Below are 18,860 nucleotides of genomic sequence, written 5' to 3'. Positions count from 1 at the left end.
AGACCATAAAAGGAGAACAGCCCGCTCAGATTACTGCGGCCGGCTTACAAAATGCTTACGCCAGCAAAGGGTGGTTCGAAACATGCGAATTCTGATTGCTGAGGACGATGCCATCATTGCCGATGGCCTCTCCCGTTCGTTGCGTCAGGCGGGTTACGCCGTCGACTGGGCGGCCAATGGCCTGGATGCCGATACGGCGCTGCTCACCGTTTCCTATGATCTGCTGATTCTCGATCTCGGCCTGCCGAAACTGTCCGGGCTTGATGTCCTCAAGCGCCTGCGCTCACGCAACTCGCAGTTGCCGGTGCTGATCCTGACGGCGCTCGACGGTACCCATGACCGGGTCAAGGGTCTTGATCTCGGGGCCGACGACTACATGGTCAAGCCCTTCGAACTGGCCGAGCTGGAGGCCCGTGTCCGTGCGTTGACCCGGCGTTCCGCCGGGACTGCACCGACCATCCAGTGCGGTGCGCTGAGCTATGACCAGGTCGGCCGTGTGGCCCAGATCGATGGCGCTTCGCTCGACCTGTCGGCGCGCGAAGTCGGTTTGCTCGAAGTGCTGCTGACCCGCATGGGGCGCCTGGTCAGCAAGGATCAACTGGTCGACCATCTGTGCGGCTGGGGCGAAGAGGTCAGCCACAATGCCATCGAGGTTTACGTACACCGCTTGCGCAAGAAGCTGGAGCCAGGCGGTGTGAAGATCGCCACGGTGCGCGGGCTGGGTTATTGCCTTGAGCGACCGCAAACCGAATAGCGCCGCCGCCAGCGGTGGCCCGATGTCGCCGGAAACCGAGCGCTCGCTGTTTGGCGAGATCCTCGACTGGATGCTGGCGCCGTTGCTGTTCGTCTGGCCCTTGAGTATTGCGTTTACGCACTACTTCGCCAACAACGTCGCCAATTTTCCTTACGACCAATCGCTGCGCGAGCATGTCGCCACGATCAGCCGCCAGGTTCAGCTGGTTGAAGGCAAGCCGGTGATCTCCCTGCACGCTTCGACGCGTGCGATGCTGCGCGCCGATGAACTCGACAGCGTCTATTTCCATGTCCTGACCCAGGACCAGAAGCTGCTCGTTGGTGACATGGATCTGCCGGCACCGACTTTCACCGGCATGGCCGGAATCGTGCCGGGGGAAATCTATTTCCGCGACATGGAATACAAGGGCCAGGACATTCGTGTTGCCTATTCCTACCTCGCCGATTCGCAGATGCCGGTGGAGCAATGGGTGCTGGTCGAGGTCGCCGAAACCACCGAAAAACGGACACAACTGGCCAACCGTATCGTCGCCAGCGTCATCCTGCCGCAGTTCATCATCATTCCGCTGGCGGTCATGCTGGTCTGGTTCGGCCTGTCGCGCGGCCTGCGCCCGCTGACCCGGCTGCGCAACACGATCGAGGACCGCGACCCGGCCGACCTTTCGCCCATCGCCACCCGCCGGGTGCCGGAAGAGCTGGAGCCGCTGGTCGAGGCCTTCAACGAAATGCTCGAGCGCATGAAGCGTAACGTCGAGGCGCAGCAACGCTTCGTTGCCGACGCTGCGCACCAGATGCGGACACCGTTGACCGGGCTGAAGACCCAGGCCCAGTTCGCCGCCCGCGAAACCGATCCCGCCGCGCTGCGGCACGCGCTGCGCCAGATCGCCACCGGCGTCGACCGGGCCGGCCGCCTGGTCAATCAGCTGCTGACACTGGCGCGAACGGAAGGCAGCGAAATCGGCCAGCAGAAACACGAACCGACCGATATTTCCCAACTGGTCCGCGAGGTGGTCGAAGACTGGGTCATCATCGCGCTGGAAAAGAACATCGATCTCGGCTACGAGTCCGCCGGCAAGGCGATGATTACCGGCAACCCGTTCCTGCTGCGTGAACTGGCCAAGAACCTGATCGACAACGCCATCCGCTACACCCCCTCCGGCGGCCACGTCACCTGCCGGATCATCGATGTCGGCAGCACCATCGTGCTGGAGGTCGAGGATGACGGTGTCGGCATCTCGGAAGAGCAGGCCGAACTGGTGTTCGAGCGTTTCTATCGAGTCGATGATGCCACCACCGAAGGCAGTGGCCTCGGTCTTGCCATCGTCCAGGAAATTGCCAACCAGCACGGCACCCGCGCCAGTCTTCGCCCCAATCCGCGTGGCAAGGGGGCGGTTGCCCGGATTGCCTTCGCCGCCTGGTTCCCTCCATTGCCGCCACCGCCGCCGCCCGAAGACTATTCGGAGCTGTATCGCCAGTCGCCGCCGCTGGGTCCGTGATATCCGCTGCTGCAGCGGGTGTGAGTGCCTGAAAAATGCAATATGTCCTTGCGGAGCCCGATTCACCTCGCTATAATGCGCCCTCCTTTTGGCCAATTAGCTCAGTTGGTAGAGCAGCGGATTGAAAATCCGCGTGTCCGTGGTTCGATTCCGCGATTGGCCACCAGAACACCCCCTCGAAATTCGAGGGAAAAACGCCAACCCTCACCCGGTTGGCGTTTTGCATTGTGGCATGCTTCCACTTACCCGTTCTTCCGCCATATCGGCGATCAGAGGAGGCCCCTTGGCCAAACCAAACTACCAGTTCGAAAAGCGCCAGAGAGACCTCGCCAAGAAGAGCAAGCAGGAAGAGAAACGCCGCCAGAAGCTGGCCGGCAAAGCCAGCGAGGATTCTGGGGCAGACGTGGCGTCGCCCCCGGCAGAAGCTGCCAGCGCCATGCCTTCAGGTGCGGCAAGCTCCGAACTCTGAGGCCGGACTTGTGAGCAGCAGCGTGGCTGTTCGCATCGAGGCCCTGGCGCCGGCGTTTGCGGGCAGGGTGGTCGCGCTGGCCGAAGCGCTTGGCCTGCCGCAAACCGGTGAGGCCGGGTTTGCCTTGCAACTGGGGGCTGATGGCTTGCAGTTGCAGGAACTCGGGGCAGGGGCGTCCGGCCCGGTGCGCGTCGATTTCCTCGAGGGCGCGGTGGCGCATCGCCGTCAGCATGGCGGTGGCAGCGGCCAGATGATCGCCAAGGCGGTCGGTATCCAGCCGGGCGTACGCCCGACGGTTCTCGATGCCACGGCGGGCTTGGGTCGCGATGCCTTTCTGCTCGCCCAACTGGGTTGCAGCGTCACGCTGGTCGAGCGCAATCCACTGGTTGGCGCCTTGCTCGCCGACGGCATGGCGCGTGCCGTTGCCGACCCGGAAGTGGGGCCGATCATCGGGCGCATGCACTTGTGCCTCGGCAACGCCATCGATTTGATGCGGAACTGGTCGCTGGAGCCGCCCCAGGTCATCTATCTCGACCCGATGTTTCCGCACCGCGAGAAAAGCTCGTTGGTGAAAAAGGAAATGCGCGTATTCCGGCCGCTGGTCGGTGCCGACGACGATGCTGCGCAATTGTTGCAGGCGGCGCTGGCGCTGGCGACGCATCGTGTGGTCGTCAAGCGGCCGCGCAAGGCGCCGGCCATCGATGGTGCATTACCTGGCTATGCGCTGGAGGGGAAATCCAGCCGGTATGATGTCTATGCGCGAAAGACCCTGAAATCCAGGCCATGACAGCCGTGGCAAGACGGGATGGGTGACCTGCCGGGGTGCTTACGCCGGGGGTAAATCGTCAGTGGAATTGAATTCCGGGTGTTCCTCGATCTGCTTGATCTTGGCACGAGTCTGGTGCAGCAGTTCGTTCAGTTCACGGACCAGGTCATAGGCGTCGCCATGGGTTTCGTTGGCCAGCCTGCGTCCCATTTCCTGAACGATGGCAAACAATTTCGAGAGCTCATTGGCCGTTTCGTTTCTTTCCGCGGCCTGGCTGTTTTCGGCTTGCATGGCGATTCCTTCCGCGTTCCTGTTTTCGCACAAGTATGGGGACAGGGGCATGCGAGCGTCAAGTCGCACCGTGTGCCGGCAAGGTATGGGCTGACAGTTTTTTCCGGCACCGTTATCATGCGCCATGCCCAAATGGATCCCCACCCCCGGTAGCCTGGCGCTCTACGTCGGTCGGACGAAGGTCCGGACGCGTAACGTCATTGTCGTGGCCGAAGCCCGGGCCGGGCGGATGGTCGTCGATGCGATCGGCCGCAAGGGCGTCAATGTGCGCCTGACGGTGAGCCGCGACAGCCTGCGTGAACCGCAACCGGATCTGTTTGCCTGAAGCTGTGGGCCGGGTTGAAATGCTGCGGTAACATCCGGGTGACATAATGCCGGCTTTTCCGGAGGTCAGAATGGATCTGTTGCTGTGGCGTCATGCCGAAGCCGAAGATGGCGAAGACGATATGAAGCGCCGTTTGACCGAACGCGGCGAGCGCCAGGCCCGGCGCATGGCGGCGTGGTTGCACGAGAATCAGCCGAAGGATATGCGCATCATCGTCAGCCCGGCCATCCGGACGCAGCAGACTGCCGAAGCCTTGAAACTGCCTTTTGAAACCCACCGGAAAATCGGACCGGAAGCCTGCGTTTCCGAACTGATCGCTGCCAGCGGCTGGCCCGACGCACAGGGTTCGGTGCTGATCGTCGGTCATCAGCCGTCGCTGGGGCATCTGGCGTCGCTGTTGCTGGCTGGCCACGAAGCCGACTGGAGCATCAAGAAGGGCGCCGTCTGGTGGCTGAGCAACCGTCTGCGCCGGGGTGAGACGCAGACTGTCCTGCGGGCGGTGATTCCGGTCGAACTGCTGGACTAGACAAGCGCTGACCTTCGGCGTGAAATAGACCCTTTGGCAACGCCGACAAGGGGCATTCATGGTTACCGCGAAAAAGAAGACGGTTGCACCGTCGACCGCAACTCCCGCACCTCGTACCCGCACGACCCGCAAGCGCCCGGTGGCCAGCGGCGATGTGCCGCCGGTGCAGACGCCGGCCGGGATCGAGGGGTTCACCGTGCATGCTGCGGTCGACGCCGCGCAAGAGGCAAAAATGGCGGCGATGCGCGATATCCTCGCCAATTCGCCGGACGAGGAAGCGCTGCTGATGCTGAAGAGCCTGCTCAAGCAGAAGCGTATCGTCGTCGACGACGCCATTGTCAATCCCGATGAGGAGCTGGCCAAGGACTGGCGCGAAGGGGGCTATCCCTACAAGAATCTGATGCAGCGCAGCAACTACGAGCGCCAGAAATACCGGCTGCAGGTCGAGTTGCTGAAGCTGCAGGCCTGGGTCAAGGAAACCGGGCAGAAGGTGGTGATCCTGTTCGAAGGCCGCGACGCAGCGGGCAAGGGGGGCACGATCAAGCGTTTCATGGAGCATCTGAACCCGCGGGGCGCCCGTGTTGTCGCGCTGGAAAAGCCGTCCGAGATGGAACGTGGCCAATGGTATTTCCAGCGCTACGTGCAGCATCTGCCGACCAATGGTGAAATCGTGCTGTTCGACCGCTCCTGGTATAACCGGGCCGGTGTTGAACGGGTCATGGGTTTCTGCACCGATCAGGAATATGGCGAATTCGTCCGTCAGGCGCCGGAGTTCGAGCGCATGCTGGTCAGGAACGGCACGCACCTGATCAAGTTCTGGTTCTCGGTCAGCCAGGAAGAGCAGCGCCGCCGCTTCCGCGAGCGCAAGGTGCATCCGCTCAAGCAATGGAAATTGTCACCGATCGACATGGCTTCGCTCGACAAGTGGCACGACTACACCAAGGCCAAGGAAGCGATGTTCTTCCACACCGACACGGCGGATTCGCCATGGACGGTGATCAAGTCGAACTGCAAGAAACGGGCACGGCTGAATGCCTTGCGCTACGTCCTGCACAAGTTGCCGTACACGAACAAGGATACGGCGCGGATCGGCAATCTCGATCCGCTGATCGTCGGTCGCGCCAACGTGGTGTATGAGCGCGGCGAGCAGTCGGTGGCGCTGATTTAACTGACGACGTAGGCGGCGCTGCCGGTCGCGATCAGCAGGCCGGTTTCGTTCTCCAGCGTCATCTGGATCGACGCGATGCGGCCGCCGAGGCGGGTGATCCGCCCGGTGGCCGTGAATGTCTTGCCGATGCCCTGGTGCAGGAAGTCGGTGCGCAGGTCGATGGTGCCGATGCGGCCGAAGCGGTGCGCGACCTGTTCGGCGGATTCGCTGGAAAACTTTTCGGCGATGCCGACGACCGCGGCAAAGCCGCCGACGGTATCGAGGGCGGCGGCAATCACGCCGCCGTGCAGGCGGCCATGCAGGTAATGGCCGATCAGTTCGGGCCGCATGGCGAATTCAAGGCGGGCTGCGGCTGGATCGAAGGAGACGACCTTCAGGCCAAGCACTTCATTAAAGCAGATGCGGTGTTCGAACATGTCGCGCAGCGTGGCTTCAAGGCGGGCCTGTTCTGCTGCGGAGCGGCGGGGGGGATGGGCGGTATTGGGCATCCGCCGTTTTTAGCATAAAAAAGGGCGACGGCGTTAGCCGTCGCCCAAGACGAACGCTAAAACAACAACTTAGCGTAACGCAGAGGACCTTACTTCTTGCGCGGCGGCGGAACGTCCGTGCAAGTGCCGTGGGCGATTTCGGCGGCCATGCCGATCGATTCGCCGAGTGTCGGGTGCGGGTGGATGGTCTTGCCGATATCGACGGCATCGCAACCCATCTCGATCGCCAGGCAGACTTCGCCGATCATGTCGCCAGCCGACGGGCCGACGATGGCGCCGCCGATGATGCGGTGCGTTTCGGCATCGAAGATCAGCTTGGTGAAGCCGTAGTCGGCACCGTTGGCGATGGCGCGACCGGAAGCGGCCCACGGGAATTTCGACGTTTCGACCTTGCGCCCTTCCTTCTTGGCCTGGTCTTCGGTGTAGCCAACCCACGCGACTTCCGGGTGGGTGTAGGCGACGCCGGGGATGACCTGGACATCGAAGGCCGATTTCTGGCCGGCGGCGACTTCGGCGGCAACGTGCGCCTCATGCACCGCCTTGTGGGCGAGCATCGGCTGGCCGACCAGATCGCCGATGGCGAAGATGTGCGGGACGTTGGTGCGCATCTGGGCATCGACCGGGATGAAACCGCGTTCGTCGACGATGACACCGGCCTTGTCGGCGGCGAACTTCTTGCCGTTCGGCGCACGGCCTGCAGCCTGCAGGATCATGTCGTACTTGACCGGTTCGCTTGGCGCGCCTTCACCTTCGAACTTGACGTAAAGTCCGTCGTCCTTGGCGTCGACCGCAACCGTCTTGGTCTTCAGCATGATCTTGTCGAAACGCGACAGGTTCAGCTTTTCCCAGACCTTGACCGCGTCGCGATCCGGACCTTGCATCAGCGCGTCGGCCATTTCGACGACATCGACCTTGGCGCCCAGCGTCGAATACACCGTGGCCATTTCCAGGCCGATGATGCCGCCACCGATGACCAGCATCTTCTCCGGGACAAAACGCAGTTCGAGTGCGCCGGTCGAGTCGACGATGCGCGGGTCGCGCGGGATGAAGGGCAGATGCACGGCGGCCGAACCGGCGGCGATGATGCACTTCTGGAACTTGATGACCTTCTTGGCGCCGGTCTTTTCCTGCCCGTTGCCGGTGGTTTCCTCGACTTCAATATGGTGCGGATCGAGGAAGTGACCGTAGCCGCGGACGATGTCGACCTTGCGCCCCTTGGCCATGCCGGCCAGACCGCCGGTCAGTTTGCCGACGACCTTTTCCTTGTGCGCGCGCAGCTTGTCGATATCGACCTGCGGTGCGGCAAAGCTGACGCCGGCATCGGCCAGGTGGCTGCTTTCGTCCATGACGGCGGTGACGTGCAGCAGCGCCTTCGACGGGATGCAGCCGACGTTCAGGCAGACGCCGCCAAGCGTTGCGTAACGCTCGACGATGATCGTTTTCATGCCCAGATCGGCTGAGCGGAAGGCGGCGGAATAGCCGCCGGGGCCGGCGCCGAGGACCAGCATCTCGCATTCGAGATCGGCCGAGCCGCCATGGCTGGCAGCGCTCGGTGCGGCAACGGGAGCGGCGACCGGCGCGGCGGCCGGGGCTGGAGCACTCGCTGCGGCTGCGGCGCCGGTTTCGACCTTGATCAGCAGGCTGCCCTCGGCCACCTTGGCGCCGAGCTGGACCAGCACTTCCTTGACCACGCCGTCGACCGGCGACGGTACATCCATCGTCGCCTTGTCGGATTCCAGCGTGACGATGGCCTCGTCGACCTTGATGCTGTCGCCCACCTTGACGAACAGCTCGATGACCGGCACTTCGGCGAAATCGCCGATGTCGGGGACCTTGACTTCAATAATCTGGCTCATCGCGTTCCCCTTAAACGATCATGCGGCGCATGTCGGCCAGCAGTTCGGCGACATAGACGTTGAAGCGGGTCGCCAGCGCGCCATCGATGACGCGGTGGTCGGCGGTCAGCGATAGCGGCAGGGTCAGGCGCGGCACGAATTGCTTGCCGTCCCAGACCGGCTTCATGGCCGACTTGTTGACGCCGAGGATGGCGACTTCCGGCGCGTTCACAATCGGCGCGAAGTAGGTGCCGCCGATACCGCCCAGGCTGGAAATGGTGAAGCAGGCACCGGACATGTCGGCCGGCTTCAGTTTGCCGTCACGGGCCAGCTTGGCCAGCTCGCCGGATTCCTTGGCAATCTCGAAAACGCCCTTCTTGTCGGCGTTCTTGATCACCGGGACGACCAGGCCGTTCGGCGTGTCGGCGGCGAAGCCGATGTTGAAGTACTTCTTCAGCACCAGGTTGTCGCCATCCAGCGAGGCATTGAATTCCGGGAAGCGCTGCATCGCCTTGACGCAGGCCTTGACCAGGAAAGCGAGCATGGTCAGCTTGTTGCCGGACTTCTCGTTTTCCTTGTTCAACTGGACGCGGAAAGCTTCGAGGTCGGTGATGTCGGCATCTTCGTGGTAGGTCACGGCCGGGATCATCACCCAGTTGCGCGACAGGTTCTGACCGGAAATCTTCTTGATCCGCGACAGCGGCTTGACTTCGATCTCGCCGAACTTGGCGAAATCGACCTTCGGCCACGGCAGCAGATCAAGCCCGCCGCCGAGGCTGGCGCCGGCAGCGGCCGGGGCAGCGCTGGCACCGGACATCACGCCCTTGACGTACTTGGTCAGGTCTTCCTTGACGATGCGGCCTTTCGGACCGGTGGCTGCTACCTTGGCCAGATCGACACCGAGTTCGCGGGCATAGGCGCGGATCGACGGCGAGGCGTGAACCTTCGAGCCGATCGGCAGCGCCGGTGCCAGCGCAGCCGGTGCGGCTGCTGCGGTCGACGTGCTGGCCGGGGCAGAAACTGGCGCGGCGGCGGCCGGTGCAGGTGCCGGTGCAGCAGCCTGCGGTGCGGCAGCAGCTGGTGCAGCGCCGCTTTCAACCTTGATCAGTACCGTGCCTTCGCCGACCTTGGAACCGATCTGGACCAGCACTTCCTTGACCGTGCCGGCGACGGTGGACGGAACATCCATCGTTGCCTTGTCGGATTCGAGGGTGGCGATCGCATCGTCGACCTTGATGTTGTCGCCCACCTTGACGTATAGCTCGATGACCGGGACTTCGGCGAAATCGCCGATATCCGGCACCTTGACTTCGACCACACCACCAGCCGCTGCCGGGGCGGCAACCGGTGCTGCGACGGCAGCGGGAGCGGGGGCGGGCGCCGGGGCTGCAGCTTGCGGTGCTGGCGCAGCGGCGGCTGCGCCGGCTTCGACCTTGATCAGCACGACACCTTCGCTGACCTTGGAACCGACCTGCACCAAAACTTCCTTGACGACGCCGGCGACAGTGGACGGTACGTCCATCGTCGCCTTGTCGGATTCGAGGGTGGCAATCGCGTCGTCGACCTTGATGCTGTCGCCGACCTTCACGAACAGGTCGATGACCGGAACGCTGTCGAAATCGCCAATGTCCGGGACTTTGACTTCAATGATCTGGCTCATGTTGTCTCTCCCTGTTAAACCGACATCGGGTTGGGTTTGTTCGGGTCAAGGTTGTACTTGACCAGGGCGGCGGCGACGACTTCGCGCTTGATTTCGCCGTTGTCGGCCAGTGCCTTGAGGGCAGCCAGCGTCACCCAGTGACGATCGACTTCGAAGAAATGACGCAGCTTCTCGCGGGTGTCGGAGCGGCCAAAACCATCGGTGCCCAGCGTCACGTACGGCGCCTTGACGAAGGGACGGATCTGCTCGGAGAACAGCTTGATGTAGTCGGTCGAAGCGATGACCGGGCCCTTGGCTCCAGCCAGTTTCTGTTCGACGTGCGACAGTTTCGGTTCTTCCAGCGGATGCAGCATGTTCCAGCGCTGGGTGTCGATACCGTTGCGCGCCAGTTCGTTCATGCTGCTGCAACCCCACAGGTCGGACTCGACGCCCCAGTCCTGCTTGAGCAGGTCGGCGGCGGCGATGACTTCGCGGAAGATGGTGCCGGAGCCGAGCAGTTGCACGCGCGGACCGGTGGCGTCGGCGCCCTTCCTGAACGAGTACATGCCCTTGATGATGTCGGCTTCCGAACCGACCGGCATTTCCGGGTGCTCGTAGTTTTCGTTCATCACCGTCAGGTAATAGAAGACGTCTTCCTGTTCCTGGAACATCCGGCGCATGCCGTCCTGGGCGATGACGGCGACTTCGTACTGGAAGGTCGGATCGTAGGAGATGCAGTTCGGGATCAGGTTGGACAGGATCAGGCTGTGGCCGTCTTCGTGCTGCAGGCCTTCGCCGTTCAGCGTCGTACGGCCGGCGGTCCCGCCGATCAGGAAGCCGCGGGCGCGCTGGTCGCCAGCCGCCCAGCACAGGTCGAGGACGCGCTGCATGCCGAACATCGAGTAGCAGATGTAGAACGGAATGGTCTGGACGTTATGCACCGAGTACGACGTGGCGGCGGCGATCCAGTCGCTCATCGCGCCCGACTCGTTGATGCCTTCCTGCAGCACCTGGCCGGTCTTCGATTCCTTGTAGAACATCAGCTGGTCGTGGTCTTCCGGCACGTAGTTCTGGCCTTGCTGGTTCCAGATGCCGACCGAGCGGAACATGCCTTCCATGCCGAAGGTGCGAGACTCGTCCGGCACGATTGGCACGACGTTCTTGCCGACGTTCTTGTCCTTCAGCAGCATGTTCATGATGCGGACGATGGCCATCGTCGTGGACAGTTCGCGGCCTTCGCCGGATGCCTTGAGCAGTGCGGCAAAGCTGTCGAGCGACGGGATCGCCAGCGGCTCGGCCTTGCGCCGGCGCTGCGGCAGGTAACCGCCGAGCGCGGCACGGCGCGCCTGCATGTACTTGTATTCTTCCGATTCCGGTGCGAAGGTCAGGTAGGGCAGTTCTTCGAGCTTGTCGTCCGGCACCGGCAGGCCGAAGCGGTCGCGGAAGCGGGCGATCTGCTCCTTGTCCATCTTCTTCTGCTGGTGGGAAATGTTCATTGCCTCGCCGGCCTGGCCCATGCCGAAGCCCTTGATGGTCTTAGCCAGGATCAGCGTCGGGGCGCCCTTGTGGGTCACGGCGGCGTTGTAGGCGGCGAAGATCTTGAAGATGTCGTGGCCGCCGCGGTTCAGGTTCCAGACATCGTCGTCGGTCCAGTCAGCAATCAGTTCACGCAGTTCCGGCGTGTTGAAGAAATGCTCGCGGACGTAGGCGCCATTCTTGGCCTTGAAGGTCTGGTACTCACCGTCGCACAGTTCCATCATGCGCTTCTTGAGGATGCCCTTCTTGTCGCGGTTGAACAGCGCATCCCAGTGGGTGCCCCAGATCAGCTTGATGACGTTCCAGCCGGCGCCGCGGAATTCGGATTCGAGTTCCTGGATGATCTTGCCGTTGCCGCGCACCGGGCCATCGAGGCGCTGCAGGTTGCAGTTGATGACGAAGATCAGGTTGTCGAGCTTTTCCCGCCCGGCCATGCCGATGGCGCCGAGCGATTCAACTTCGTCGGTCTCGCCGTCGCCGAGGAAGGCCCAGACCTTGCGATCACCGGCCTTGGCCAGGCCGCGCGAGTCGAGGTACTTCATGAAGCGGGCCTGGTAGATGGCCTGGATCGGGCCGAGGCCCATGGAGACGGTCGGGAACTGCCAGAAGTCCGGCATCAGCCACGGATGCGGGTAGGACGAGATGCCCTTGCCGTCGGTTTCCTGGCGGAAGTTGTCCATCTGTTCCTCGGTCAGGCGACCGAGCATGAAGGCGCGCGAATAGACGCCCGGTACCGAGTGGCCCTGGAAGAAGATCAGGTCGCCGCCGGACGGATCGTTGATGCTGCGCCAGAAATGCGAGAAGCCGACGTCGTACAGCGCGGCAGCCGAAGCGAAGGAAGCGATGTGGCCGCCGACGTTGGTGTCCTTGTTGGCGCGCACGACCATGGCCATGGCGTTCCAGCGGATGTAGGAATGGATCTTGATTTCCATGTCCGGATTGCCCGGGTACTTGGGCTGCTGGGCGGCGGGGATGGTGTTGATGTATTCGGTATTGGCGGAGTACGGGATGTCGATGCCGTCTTCGCGGGCCTGACCGATCAGCGTCTCGATCAGGTAGTGGGCTCGTTGCGGCCCTTCGTTGCTGATGACGCCTTCAAGCGCGTCGGTCCATTCCTTTGTTTCCTGCGGGTCCGTGTCGGGCAGGGCGTTCGGCTGGTCGGCCATGGTTTGTCTCCTACGTTGGTTTTCATTCTGTCTTGCCGGTTGAGCAGGACAACTTTAACGCTTTGCACGGAGGATCACACCCCGTGTTTACACCTAGTGTTCTTTCCGCATTGTAAAAACAAAATTCGCATCGTGCAATAATTTGAATGGCCGATGATTGAAAAATTTGCGCGTCGAATGTGAAACAAAAACAAATCCGCAATGACTTGCGCTGTATCAAATTGCCTTGTTGCGGCGTTTCTATAATTACGGGTTCCGCATTCGCTATCAGGAGCATTCATGGCTGCAGTCATGCCCGCCCCGGCCGCCAGCCGGCTTCTCTTGTCCGGCAACGAAGCCGTCGCCCGGGCCGTATGGGAGGCCGGCGTCAAGGTTGCCGCCGCCTACCCCGGTACCCCGTCCACCGAGATGCTGGAAGAAATCGCCACCTACCCGGATCTGTATGCCGAGTGGTCGGTCAACGAGAAGGTCTCGCTGGAAGTCGCCATCGGCGCCGCCTATGCCGGCTCGCGGGCGTTCTGCTGCATGAAGCATGTCGGCATGAATGTCGCCTCCGATGCGCTGATGACGCTGACGCTGACCGGTGTCAGCGGCGGCCTGGTGATCGCCATTGCCGACGACGTCGGCCTGTCGTCGTCGCAGAACGAGCAGGACTCGCGCTACTGGGGGCGTTTCGCGCATGTGCCGGTATTCGAGCCGGCGGATTCGCAGGAAGCCTACGCGATGACGCTCGACGCCTTTGCCTTGTCCGAGCAGTTCCAAGTGCCGGTGATCCTGCGCATGACGACGCGCATCAACCACGTCAAGTCGCTGGTCACCGTCGGCGAGCGCGTGGCTCATACGGGCCTTGGCTTCAAGAAAGATCCGTCGCGCTTCGTCATGGTACCGGGCAATGCCGGCAAGCGCATTCCGCTGATGTTCCAGCGCGAGCGCGATCTGCGGGTGGTGGCGGAGAGTTCGCCGCTGAACTGCATCGAGCCGGGCAGCGACCGCCGTGTCGGTTTCATCACCTCCGGCCCGGCCTACATGCACGTCAAGGAATCCTTCCCGGACGCGCCGGTGCTCAAGCTCGGCTTTTCGCATCCGCTTCCGTTCGCCAAGTGCCGCGAACTGGCTGCACTGGTTGACCAGGTGGTCATCGTCGAGGAAGTCGAACCGCTGGTCGAGACCGAACTGAAGGCGCAGGGGCTGGCGGTCATCGGCAAGGAAATCCTGCCGCTGCAGGGCGAACTGGCGCCGAATGTGCTGAAGCCGGCGATTGCCCGACTGCTCGGTGAAGCATTGCCGGAAAATGCCGTTGCCGGACCGTTGACCGCAGCATTGCCGGTGTTCCCGCGGCCGCCGACGATGTGCGTCGCCTGCCCGCACCTCGGCGTTTATTACACGTTGTCGCAGGTGCGCAACCTCAACATCTCCGGCGACATCGGCTGCTACACGCTGGGCGCCGGGCATCCGTGGAACGCGCTCGACACCTGCGTGTCGATGGGCGCGTCGATGGGCATCGCGCTGGGCATGGATAAAGGCCGCGGCGAGGCCGACAAGGACAAGCGCGTGGTCGCCGTGATCGGCGATTCGACTTTCCTGCACATGGGCATGCAGGGCCTGCTCGACATGGTATACAACAAGGGCAACGTCACCGTCCTGCTGCTCGACAACCGCGCCGTCGGCATGACCGGCGGCCAGGACAACCCGGGCAACGGCCGCGACATCCATGGCGACGAAGCGCCGCGCATCGACTTCGCCAAGCTGGTGTCGGCGCTGGGCGTCAAGGACGAGCGCATCCACGTCGTCAATCCCTACGAATTGCCGGTGCTGTTCAAGACCATCCGCGAGGAAGTGAAAGTGCCCGACGTGTCGGTGATCATCACCGACCAGCCCTGTGTGCTGATCAAGGATTATCACAAGCTGAAACCGTTCGAGGTAATCGACGACAAGTGCACCGGTTGCGGCAACTGCATCGACGTCGGCTGCCCGGCCATTCACGTGACGCGGCGTGGCAAGGAAGTGAAACCGAGCGGCAAGGAAGTCGATCTCGCCTTCGTCCGCATCGAGACTTCGGTGTGCACCGGCTGCGGCCTGTGCGTCCAGCCCTGCGCGCCGAAGGCGATCGTCCATCACGTGCCGACTGCGCCGCTGCAGTTCATCAAGGGAGGCTGTTCAGCATGAGTGCAACGACCAATATCCTCGTCGTCGGCATTGGCGGGCAGGGCGTCATGACCGCCACCGAAATCCTCGCCGAAGCCGCCATCGCGCTGGGGCACGACGCCAAGAAGACCGAAGTCGCCGGCATGGCCCAGCGCGGCGGCGTCGTCTCGTCGCACCTGCGTTTCGGGGAAAAAGTGCTGTCGCCGCAGATCACCCCGGGCACCGCCGACGTACTGCTCGGTTTCGAGTCGGCCGAGGCGATGCGCTGGCAGCACATGCTCAAGCGCGGCGGCATCACGCTGATGAACACCGCCCGGCTGGTGCCGCCGGTGGTCGAACTCGGACTCTTTGATTATCCCGACGACCCGCTGGCCGAAATCCGCAAATCCGGCAACAAGGTGGTCGCCTTCGACGCGACGACGATCGCCCAGGAGCTGGGCGACATCCGCCTCGGCAATACCGTCATGCTCGGCGCCATTGCCGATCATCTGCCGTTTGGTGCCGAAACGCTGCTGGCCTGCGTGCTTCAGCGTTTCGCGCGCAAGGGCGAGAAACTGGTCGAGCTCAACCGGCGGGCATTCGAGGCCGGACGGGCGGCCGTGGGTGCGGCTGAAGCAGCGCTCGCGTAATCTGGTAAAATCCGCGCCGAATCAAAGGGAAAGGCAGTCGCCTTTCCCCTTTTCTTTTTGACGGATACGACGATGACGGCACATATCATTGACGGCAAGGCGCTGGCGGAAGAACTCCGGCAAGGCTTCAAGTCCCGCGTGGAAACCCTGACGGCCAAAGGGCACAAGCCCGGTCTGGTGGTCATTCTGGTTGGCGAGGACCCGGCTTCCCAGGTGTACGTGAAGAACAAGGTCAATGGCTGCCTGGCCATCGGCATGCATTCCGAGAAGATTACTTACGATGCTGCGGTCGACCAGGAAACCGTACTGAAAAAGATTGCCGAGCTGAACGCCGACCCGGCGATTCACGGCATTCTCGTGCAACTGCCGCTGCCGAAGCACTTCGACGAAGAGAAGGTGCTCGAAGCCATTTCTGCCGACAAGGACGTCGATGGCTTCCATGCCGAGAACGTCGGAGCGCTGGCCCAGGGCAATCCGCGGTTCATTCCGTGCACGCCGTACGGCGTCATGAAGATGTTCGAGCAGGGCAAGGTTGATCTGAACGGCAAGGAAGCCGTCGTCATCGGCCGCTCCAACATCGTCGGCAAGCCGATGGCGCTGCTGCTGATCAATGCCGGTGCCACCGTCACCGTCTGCAACTCGCGCACCCGCGATCTGAAATTTCACACCAGCCGCGCCGACATCGTCGTTGCCGCGGTCGGCAAGCCGAAGTTCGTCACCGGTGACATGATCAAGCCGGGCGCCGTCGTCATCGACGTCGGCATCAACCGTCTGCAAGATGGGCCAGATGCGGGCAAACTGTGCGGCGACGTCGATTACGCCGGCTGTCTCGAAGTCGCCGGGCAGATCACGCCGGTACCGGGCGGCGTCGGCCCGATGACCATCACCATGCTGCTGGCCAATACCATCGAGGCCGCTGAAAGAAAGGCTGGGTTGCGCTGATGTCTGAAAAGAAGATTGCCGTCGGTATCGTCATGGGTTCCGACTCCGACTGGCCGACCATGCAGGCCGCTGCCGTCATGCTCAAGGACTTCGGTGTTGCTTTCGAAGCCCGCGTCGTTTCCGCCCACCGCACGCCCGACCTGCTGTTCGAATACGCCGAAACTGCCGGTCCGCGTGGTCTGAAGGCGATCATCGCCGGTGCCGGCGGTGCAGCCCACCTGCCAGGCATGCTCGCCGCCAAGACCATCGTCCCGGTGCTCGGCGTGCCGGTGCAATCGAAGGCCTTGTCCGGCGTCGATTCGCTGCATTCCATCGTGCAGATGCCCAAGGGCATCCCGGTTGCCACCTTCGCCATCGGCGAGGCCGGCGCCGCCAACGCCGCGCTGTTCGCCATTGCCATGCTGGCCAATGAAGACCCGGCGCTGAACGAGAAACTGCAGGCCTTCCGCAAGGCGCAGACCGACAAGGTCCTGGCGATGAAACTGCCCGAAGCATGAACACCATGATTCTCCCGCCCGCAACGCTGGGCATGCTCGGCGGCGGCCAGCTTGGCCGCTTTTTCGTCAGTGCCGCGCACGAACTGGGTTACCAGGTCTGGGTCCTCGACCCGGACCGGAATTCCCCGGCCGGGCAGATCGCCGAGCGCCATTTCTGCGTCGATTACGGCGATTACGCCGCTCTCGACGAGTTTGCTGCCGGTTGCGCGGCAGTCACCACCGAATTCGAGAACGTGCCGGCGGCGACGCTCGATTACCTCGCCAAATTCGTGCCGGTGCGTCCGCACGCGGCGGCGGTGGCGGTCTGCCAGCATCGTGTCAGCGAGAAATCCTTCCTGCGCGACAACGGTTTTCCGCACGGGCCGTTTATTGCGGTCGACAGCGAAAATGACCTGAAAACCGCGCCGAACGAACTGTTCCCGGCAATCCTCAAGGTTGCCCGCTTCGGTTATGACGGCAAGGGCCAGGCGACGGTGAACAACCGTGACGAAGCGCTTGCTGCTTTCGCCCATTTCAACGGCGAGCAATGCGTGCTCGAACAGCGCCTGACGCTCGATTACGAAGTCTCGGTCGTCCTCGCCCGTGACCTGCAGGGCAAGGTCGCCTGCTTCCCGACCGGCGAGAACCAGCACACCCGCGGCATCCTCGATGTCTCCATCGTGCCGGCGCGGACCACCGGCTGCCTGACCAGCGACGCCGAAGACATCGCCGCGCGCATTGCCGAAAAGCTCGGCTACGTCGGCACCATGGGCGTCGAATTCTTTGTCAGCCGCGGCCGGTTGATCGTCAACGAAATGGCGCCGCGGCCGCACAACAGCGGTCACTACACCCTCGACGCCTGCGTCACCGACCAGTTCGAACAGCAGGTGCGGGCGCTGTGCGGCTTGCCGCTGGGCGAAGCGCGCGCTCACTCCGCGTCGGTGATGGTCAATCTGCTCGGCGACCTGTGGTACGAAAATGGCAAACCCGGCGATACCTACCGCGAACCCGACTGGTCGGTGTTGCACGCCATTCCCAACCTGAAGCTGCACCTCTACGGCAAGCACCACGCCCGTCCGGGGCGCAAGATGGGCCACTTCACGGTCATCGGCGACAACGCCGAAGCCGTGCAGAAGACGGCACTCGCCGCCCGTGCCGCCATTGGCATCAAGGACTGATGACGCCAGCGGACGCCGATTACCAGCGCGCCGTCGACCTGCTCGTCGCCGGTGAGCTGGTCGCGATCCCGACCGAGACGGTGTACGGGCTGGGGGCGGATGCGGCCAATCCGGCGGCGGTGGCAAAAATCTTTGCCGCCAAGGGCCGCCCCGCCGATCATCCGCTGATCGTTCACCTCGCCGGCCACGATGCCGTAGACGAATGGGCCGAAGATGTTCCGGCGGTTGCCTGGGAGCTGATGGAAACCTTCTGGCCCGGTCCGCTGACGCTGATCCTGAAAAAGCAGGCCTGGGTGCCGTCGACCGTAACCGGCGGCCAGGATACCGTCGGCCTGCGCGTGCCCGGACACCCGGTCGCCCTCGAACTGCTGCGCCGTTTTGCCGCCGTCCGGGGCAAGCGTGCCGGCATCGCCGCGCCATCGGCCAACCGCTTCGGCCGCATCAGCCCGACCACCGCCGCGCATGTCGCAGAAGAACTCGGCAGCACCATCCCGATGATCCTCGACGGCGGCCCCTGTGCGGTCGGCATCGAATCGACGATCATCGACTGCTCGCGCAGCGAACCGGTGGTGCTGCGCCCCGGCCATATTTCGCCGCTGCACCTGGAAGCCGTACTCGGCCGCCTGCCGGCGATTGAAACCAGCGACGGCGCACCGCGCGTTTCCGGTTCGCTGGCCGCGCATTACGCACCGACGACGCCGTTGCGGATGATTGCCGGCGAGCGTCTGCTCGATTTCATCAACGCCCAGCGCCACCGCGGTGGCACGTGTGCCGTGATCAGCCCCAACCAGCCACCGCAGGCCGGCATGCCGCACGCCTGGCGGATGCTGCCGGCCGACCCGGTCGGCTACGCCCACGAACTTTACGCTGCGTTGCGCGACATGGACCATGCCGGCGTCGACCTGATCGTCGTCGAGGCACTGCCGACCGGCGCCGAATGGACCGCCGTTGCCGACCGCCTGCGCCGGGCAGCGGCTGGCGCAGGCCAAACCTGATTTTGTTTTCCCCGCAATGTGGCGCGCTTGTGGAAAC

Annotated in this window: 18 protein-coding genes and 1 tRNA gene; 14 read left to right on the top strand and 5 right to left on the bottom strand. The window is 63.1% G+C overall.

The window, feature by feature from the left end; genetic code table 11:
• The first annotated feature begins 82 nt into the window (after positions 1-82).
• From BJN45_RS11915 to BJN45_RS11895, 5 genes are all read left to right on the top strand, one after another.
• Entirely contained in the window at positions 83-754 is a 672-nt protein-coding gene (locus BJN45_RS11915; RefSeq protein ID WP_076095516.1) for a response regulator transcription factor, read from the top strand.
• Entirely contained in the window at positions 732-2,249 is a 1,518-nt protein-coding gene (locus BJN45_RS11910; protein WP_240494565.1) for a sensor histidine kinase, read from the top strand. The genes BJN45_RS11915 and BJN45_RS11910 overlap by 23 nt, the downstream gene beginning before the upstream one ends.
• A gap of 90 nt (positions 2,250-2,339) precedes the next feature.
• Positions 2,340-2,415, top strand: a tRNA-Phe gene (locus BJN45_RS11905).
• Between the two features lie 117 nt (positions 2,416-2,532).
• Positions 2,533-2,718: a hypothetical protein gene (locus BJN45_RS11900; RefSeq protein WP_076095514.1), complete on the top strand. Its 186-nt coding sequence runs from the start codon at positions 2,533-2,535 to the stop codon at positions 2,716-2,718.
• Between the two features lie 22 nt (positions 2,719-2,740).
• A complete protein-coding gene (locus BJN45_RS11895) occupies positions 2,741-3,505 on the top strand; it encodes a class I SAM-dependent methyltransferase (RefSeq protein WP_240494564.1) in 765 nt (254 codons plus the stop codon).
• Positions 3,506-3,544: 39 nt separating this feature from the next.
• Here the strand turns inward: BJN45_RS11895 and BJN45_RS11890 are convergent, their stop codons facing one another.
• Positions 3,545-3,775 carry a hypothetical protein gene (locus BJN45_RS11890; protein WP_076095510.1) on the bottom strand — a complete coding sequence of 77 codons (231 nt, stop codon included), beginning with the start codon at positions 3,773-3,775 and terminating at the stop codon, positions 3,545-3,547.
• Between the two features lie 124 nt (positions 3,776-3,899).
• Here BJN45_RS11890 and BJN45_RS11885 point away from each other — a divergent pair, with 124 nt between their 5' ends.
• From BJN45_RS11885 to ppk2, 3 genes are all read left to right on the top strand, one after another.
• Entirely contained in the window at positions 3,900-4,100 is a 201-nt protein-coding gene (locus BJN45_RS11885) for a hypothetical protein (RefSeq protein ID WP_076095508.1), read from the top strand.
• Between the two features lie 70 nt (positions 4,101-4,170).
• Positions 4,171-4,626, top strand: coding sequence for a SixA phosphatase family protein (locus tag BJN45_RS11880; protein ID WP_076095506.1), 456 nt, complete (start codon positions 4,171-4,173; stop codon positions 4,624-4,626).
• Between the two features lie 58 nt (positions 4,627-4,684).
• Positions 4,685-5,794: a polyphosphate kinase 2 gene (gene ppk2, locus BJN45_RS11875; protein ID WP_076095504.1), complete on the top strand. Its 1,110-nt coding sequence runs from the start codon at positions 4,685-4,687 to the stop codon at positions 5,792-5,794.
• Here the strand turns inward: ppk2 and BJN45_RS11870 are convergent.
• From BJN45_RS11870 to aceE, 4 genes are all read right to left on the bottom strand, one after another.
• Positions 5,791-6,282: a thioesterase family protein gene (locus BJN45_RS11870; RefSeq protein WP_076095502.1), complete on the bottom strand. Its 492-nt coding sequence runs from the start codon at positions 6,280-6,282 to the stop codon at positions 5,791-5,793. The genes ppk2 and BJN45_RS11870 overlap by 4 nt on opposite strands.
• 89 nt (positions 6,283-6,371) lie before the next feature.
• A complete protein-coding gene (gene lpdA / locus BJN45_RS11865; protein ID WP_076095500.1) occupies positions 6,372-8,138 on the bottom strand; it encodes a dihydrolipoyl dehydrogenase in 1,767 nt (588 codons plus the stop codon).
• Positions 8,139-8,148: 10 nt separating this feature from the next.
• Complete coding sequence (aceF, locus tag BJN45_RS11860) at positions 8,149-9,777, bottom strand: dihydrolipoyllysine-residue acetyltransferase (protein WP_076095498.1); 1,629 nt, start codon at positions 9,775-9,777, stop codon at positions 8,149-8,151.
• A gap of 14 nt (positions 9,778-9,791) precedes the next feature.
• Positions 9,792-12,458, bottom strand: a complete 2,667-nt coding sequence (gene aceE, locus BJN45_RS11855) for a pyruvate dehydrogenase (acetyl-transferring), homodimeric type (RefSeq protein WP_076095496.1) — start codon at positions 12,456-12,458, stop codon at positions 9,792-9,794.
• A 279-nt stretch (positions 12,459-12,737) separates the two neighbouring features.
• Here aceE and BJN45_RS11850 point away from each other — a divergent pair, with 279 nt between their 5' ends.
• From BJN45_RS11850 to BJN45_RS11825, 6 genes are all read left to right on the top strand, one after another.
• Positions 12,738-14,624 (top strand): thiamine pyrophosphate-dependent enzyme, encoded by a 1,887-nt coding sequence (locus BJN45_RS11850; RefSeq protein WP_076095495.1) that lies wholly within the window; start codon positions 12,738-12,740, stop codon positions 14,622-14,624.
• The gene (locus tag BJN45_RS11845) at positions 14,621-15,232 is read left to right on the top strand and encodes an indolepyruvate oxidoreductase subunit beta (protein WP_076095492.1); all 612 of its coding nucleotides are present in this window, start codon (positions 14,621-14,623) and stop codon (positions 15,230-15,232) included. Before BJN45_RS11850 ends, BJN45_RS11845 begins: the two co-directional genes overlap by 4 nt.
• Positions 15,233-15,304: 72 nt before the next feature.
• Positions 15,305-16,174, top strand: a complete 870-nt coding sequence (folD, locus tag BJN45_RS11840) for a bifunctional methylenetetrahydrofolate dehydrogenase/methenyltetrahydrofolate cyclohydrolase FolD (RefSeq protein WP_076095489.1) — start codon at positions 15,305-15,307, stop codon at positions 16,172-16,174.
• The gene (gene purE, locus BJN45_RS11835) at positions 16,174-16,671 is read left to right on the top strand and encodes a 5-(carboxyamino)imidazole ribonucleotide mutase (protein WP_076095487.1); all 498 of its coding nucleotides are present in this window, start codon (positions 16,174-16,176) and stop codon (positions 16,669-16,671) included. The genes folD and purE overlap by 1 nt, the downstream gene beginning before the upstream one ends.
• A gap of 5 nt (positions 16,672-16,676) precedes the next feature.
• Positions 16,677-17,828, top strand: coding sequence for a 5-(carboxyamino)imidazole ribonucleotide synthase (locus BJN45_RS11830; RefSeq protein ID WP_076096094.1), 1,152 nt, complete (start codon positions 16,677-16,679; stop codon positions 17,826-17,828).
• Positions 17,828-18,823, top strand: coding sequence for an L-threonylcarbamoyladenylate synthase (locus tag BJN45_RS11825; RefSeq protein WP_076095485.1), 996 nt, complete (start codon positions 17,828-17,830; stop codon positions 18,821-18,823). Before BJN45_RS11830 ends, BJN45_RS11825 begins: the two co-directional genes overlap by 1 nt.
• Positions 18,824-18,860: the final 37 nt, after the last annotated feature.

The organism is Azonexus hydrophilus (assembly GCF_001956855.1).
Classification (GTDB): domain Bacteria; phylum Pseudomonadota; class Gammaproteobacteria; order Burkholderiales; family Rhodocyclaceae; genus Azonexus; species Azonexus hydrophilus_A.
This window is presented reverse-complemented; position numbering and strand designations above follow the sequence as displayed.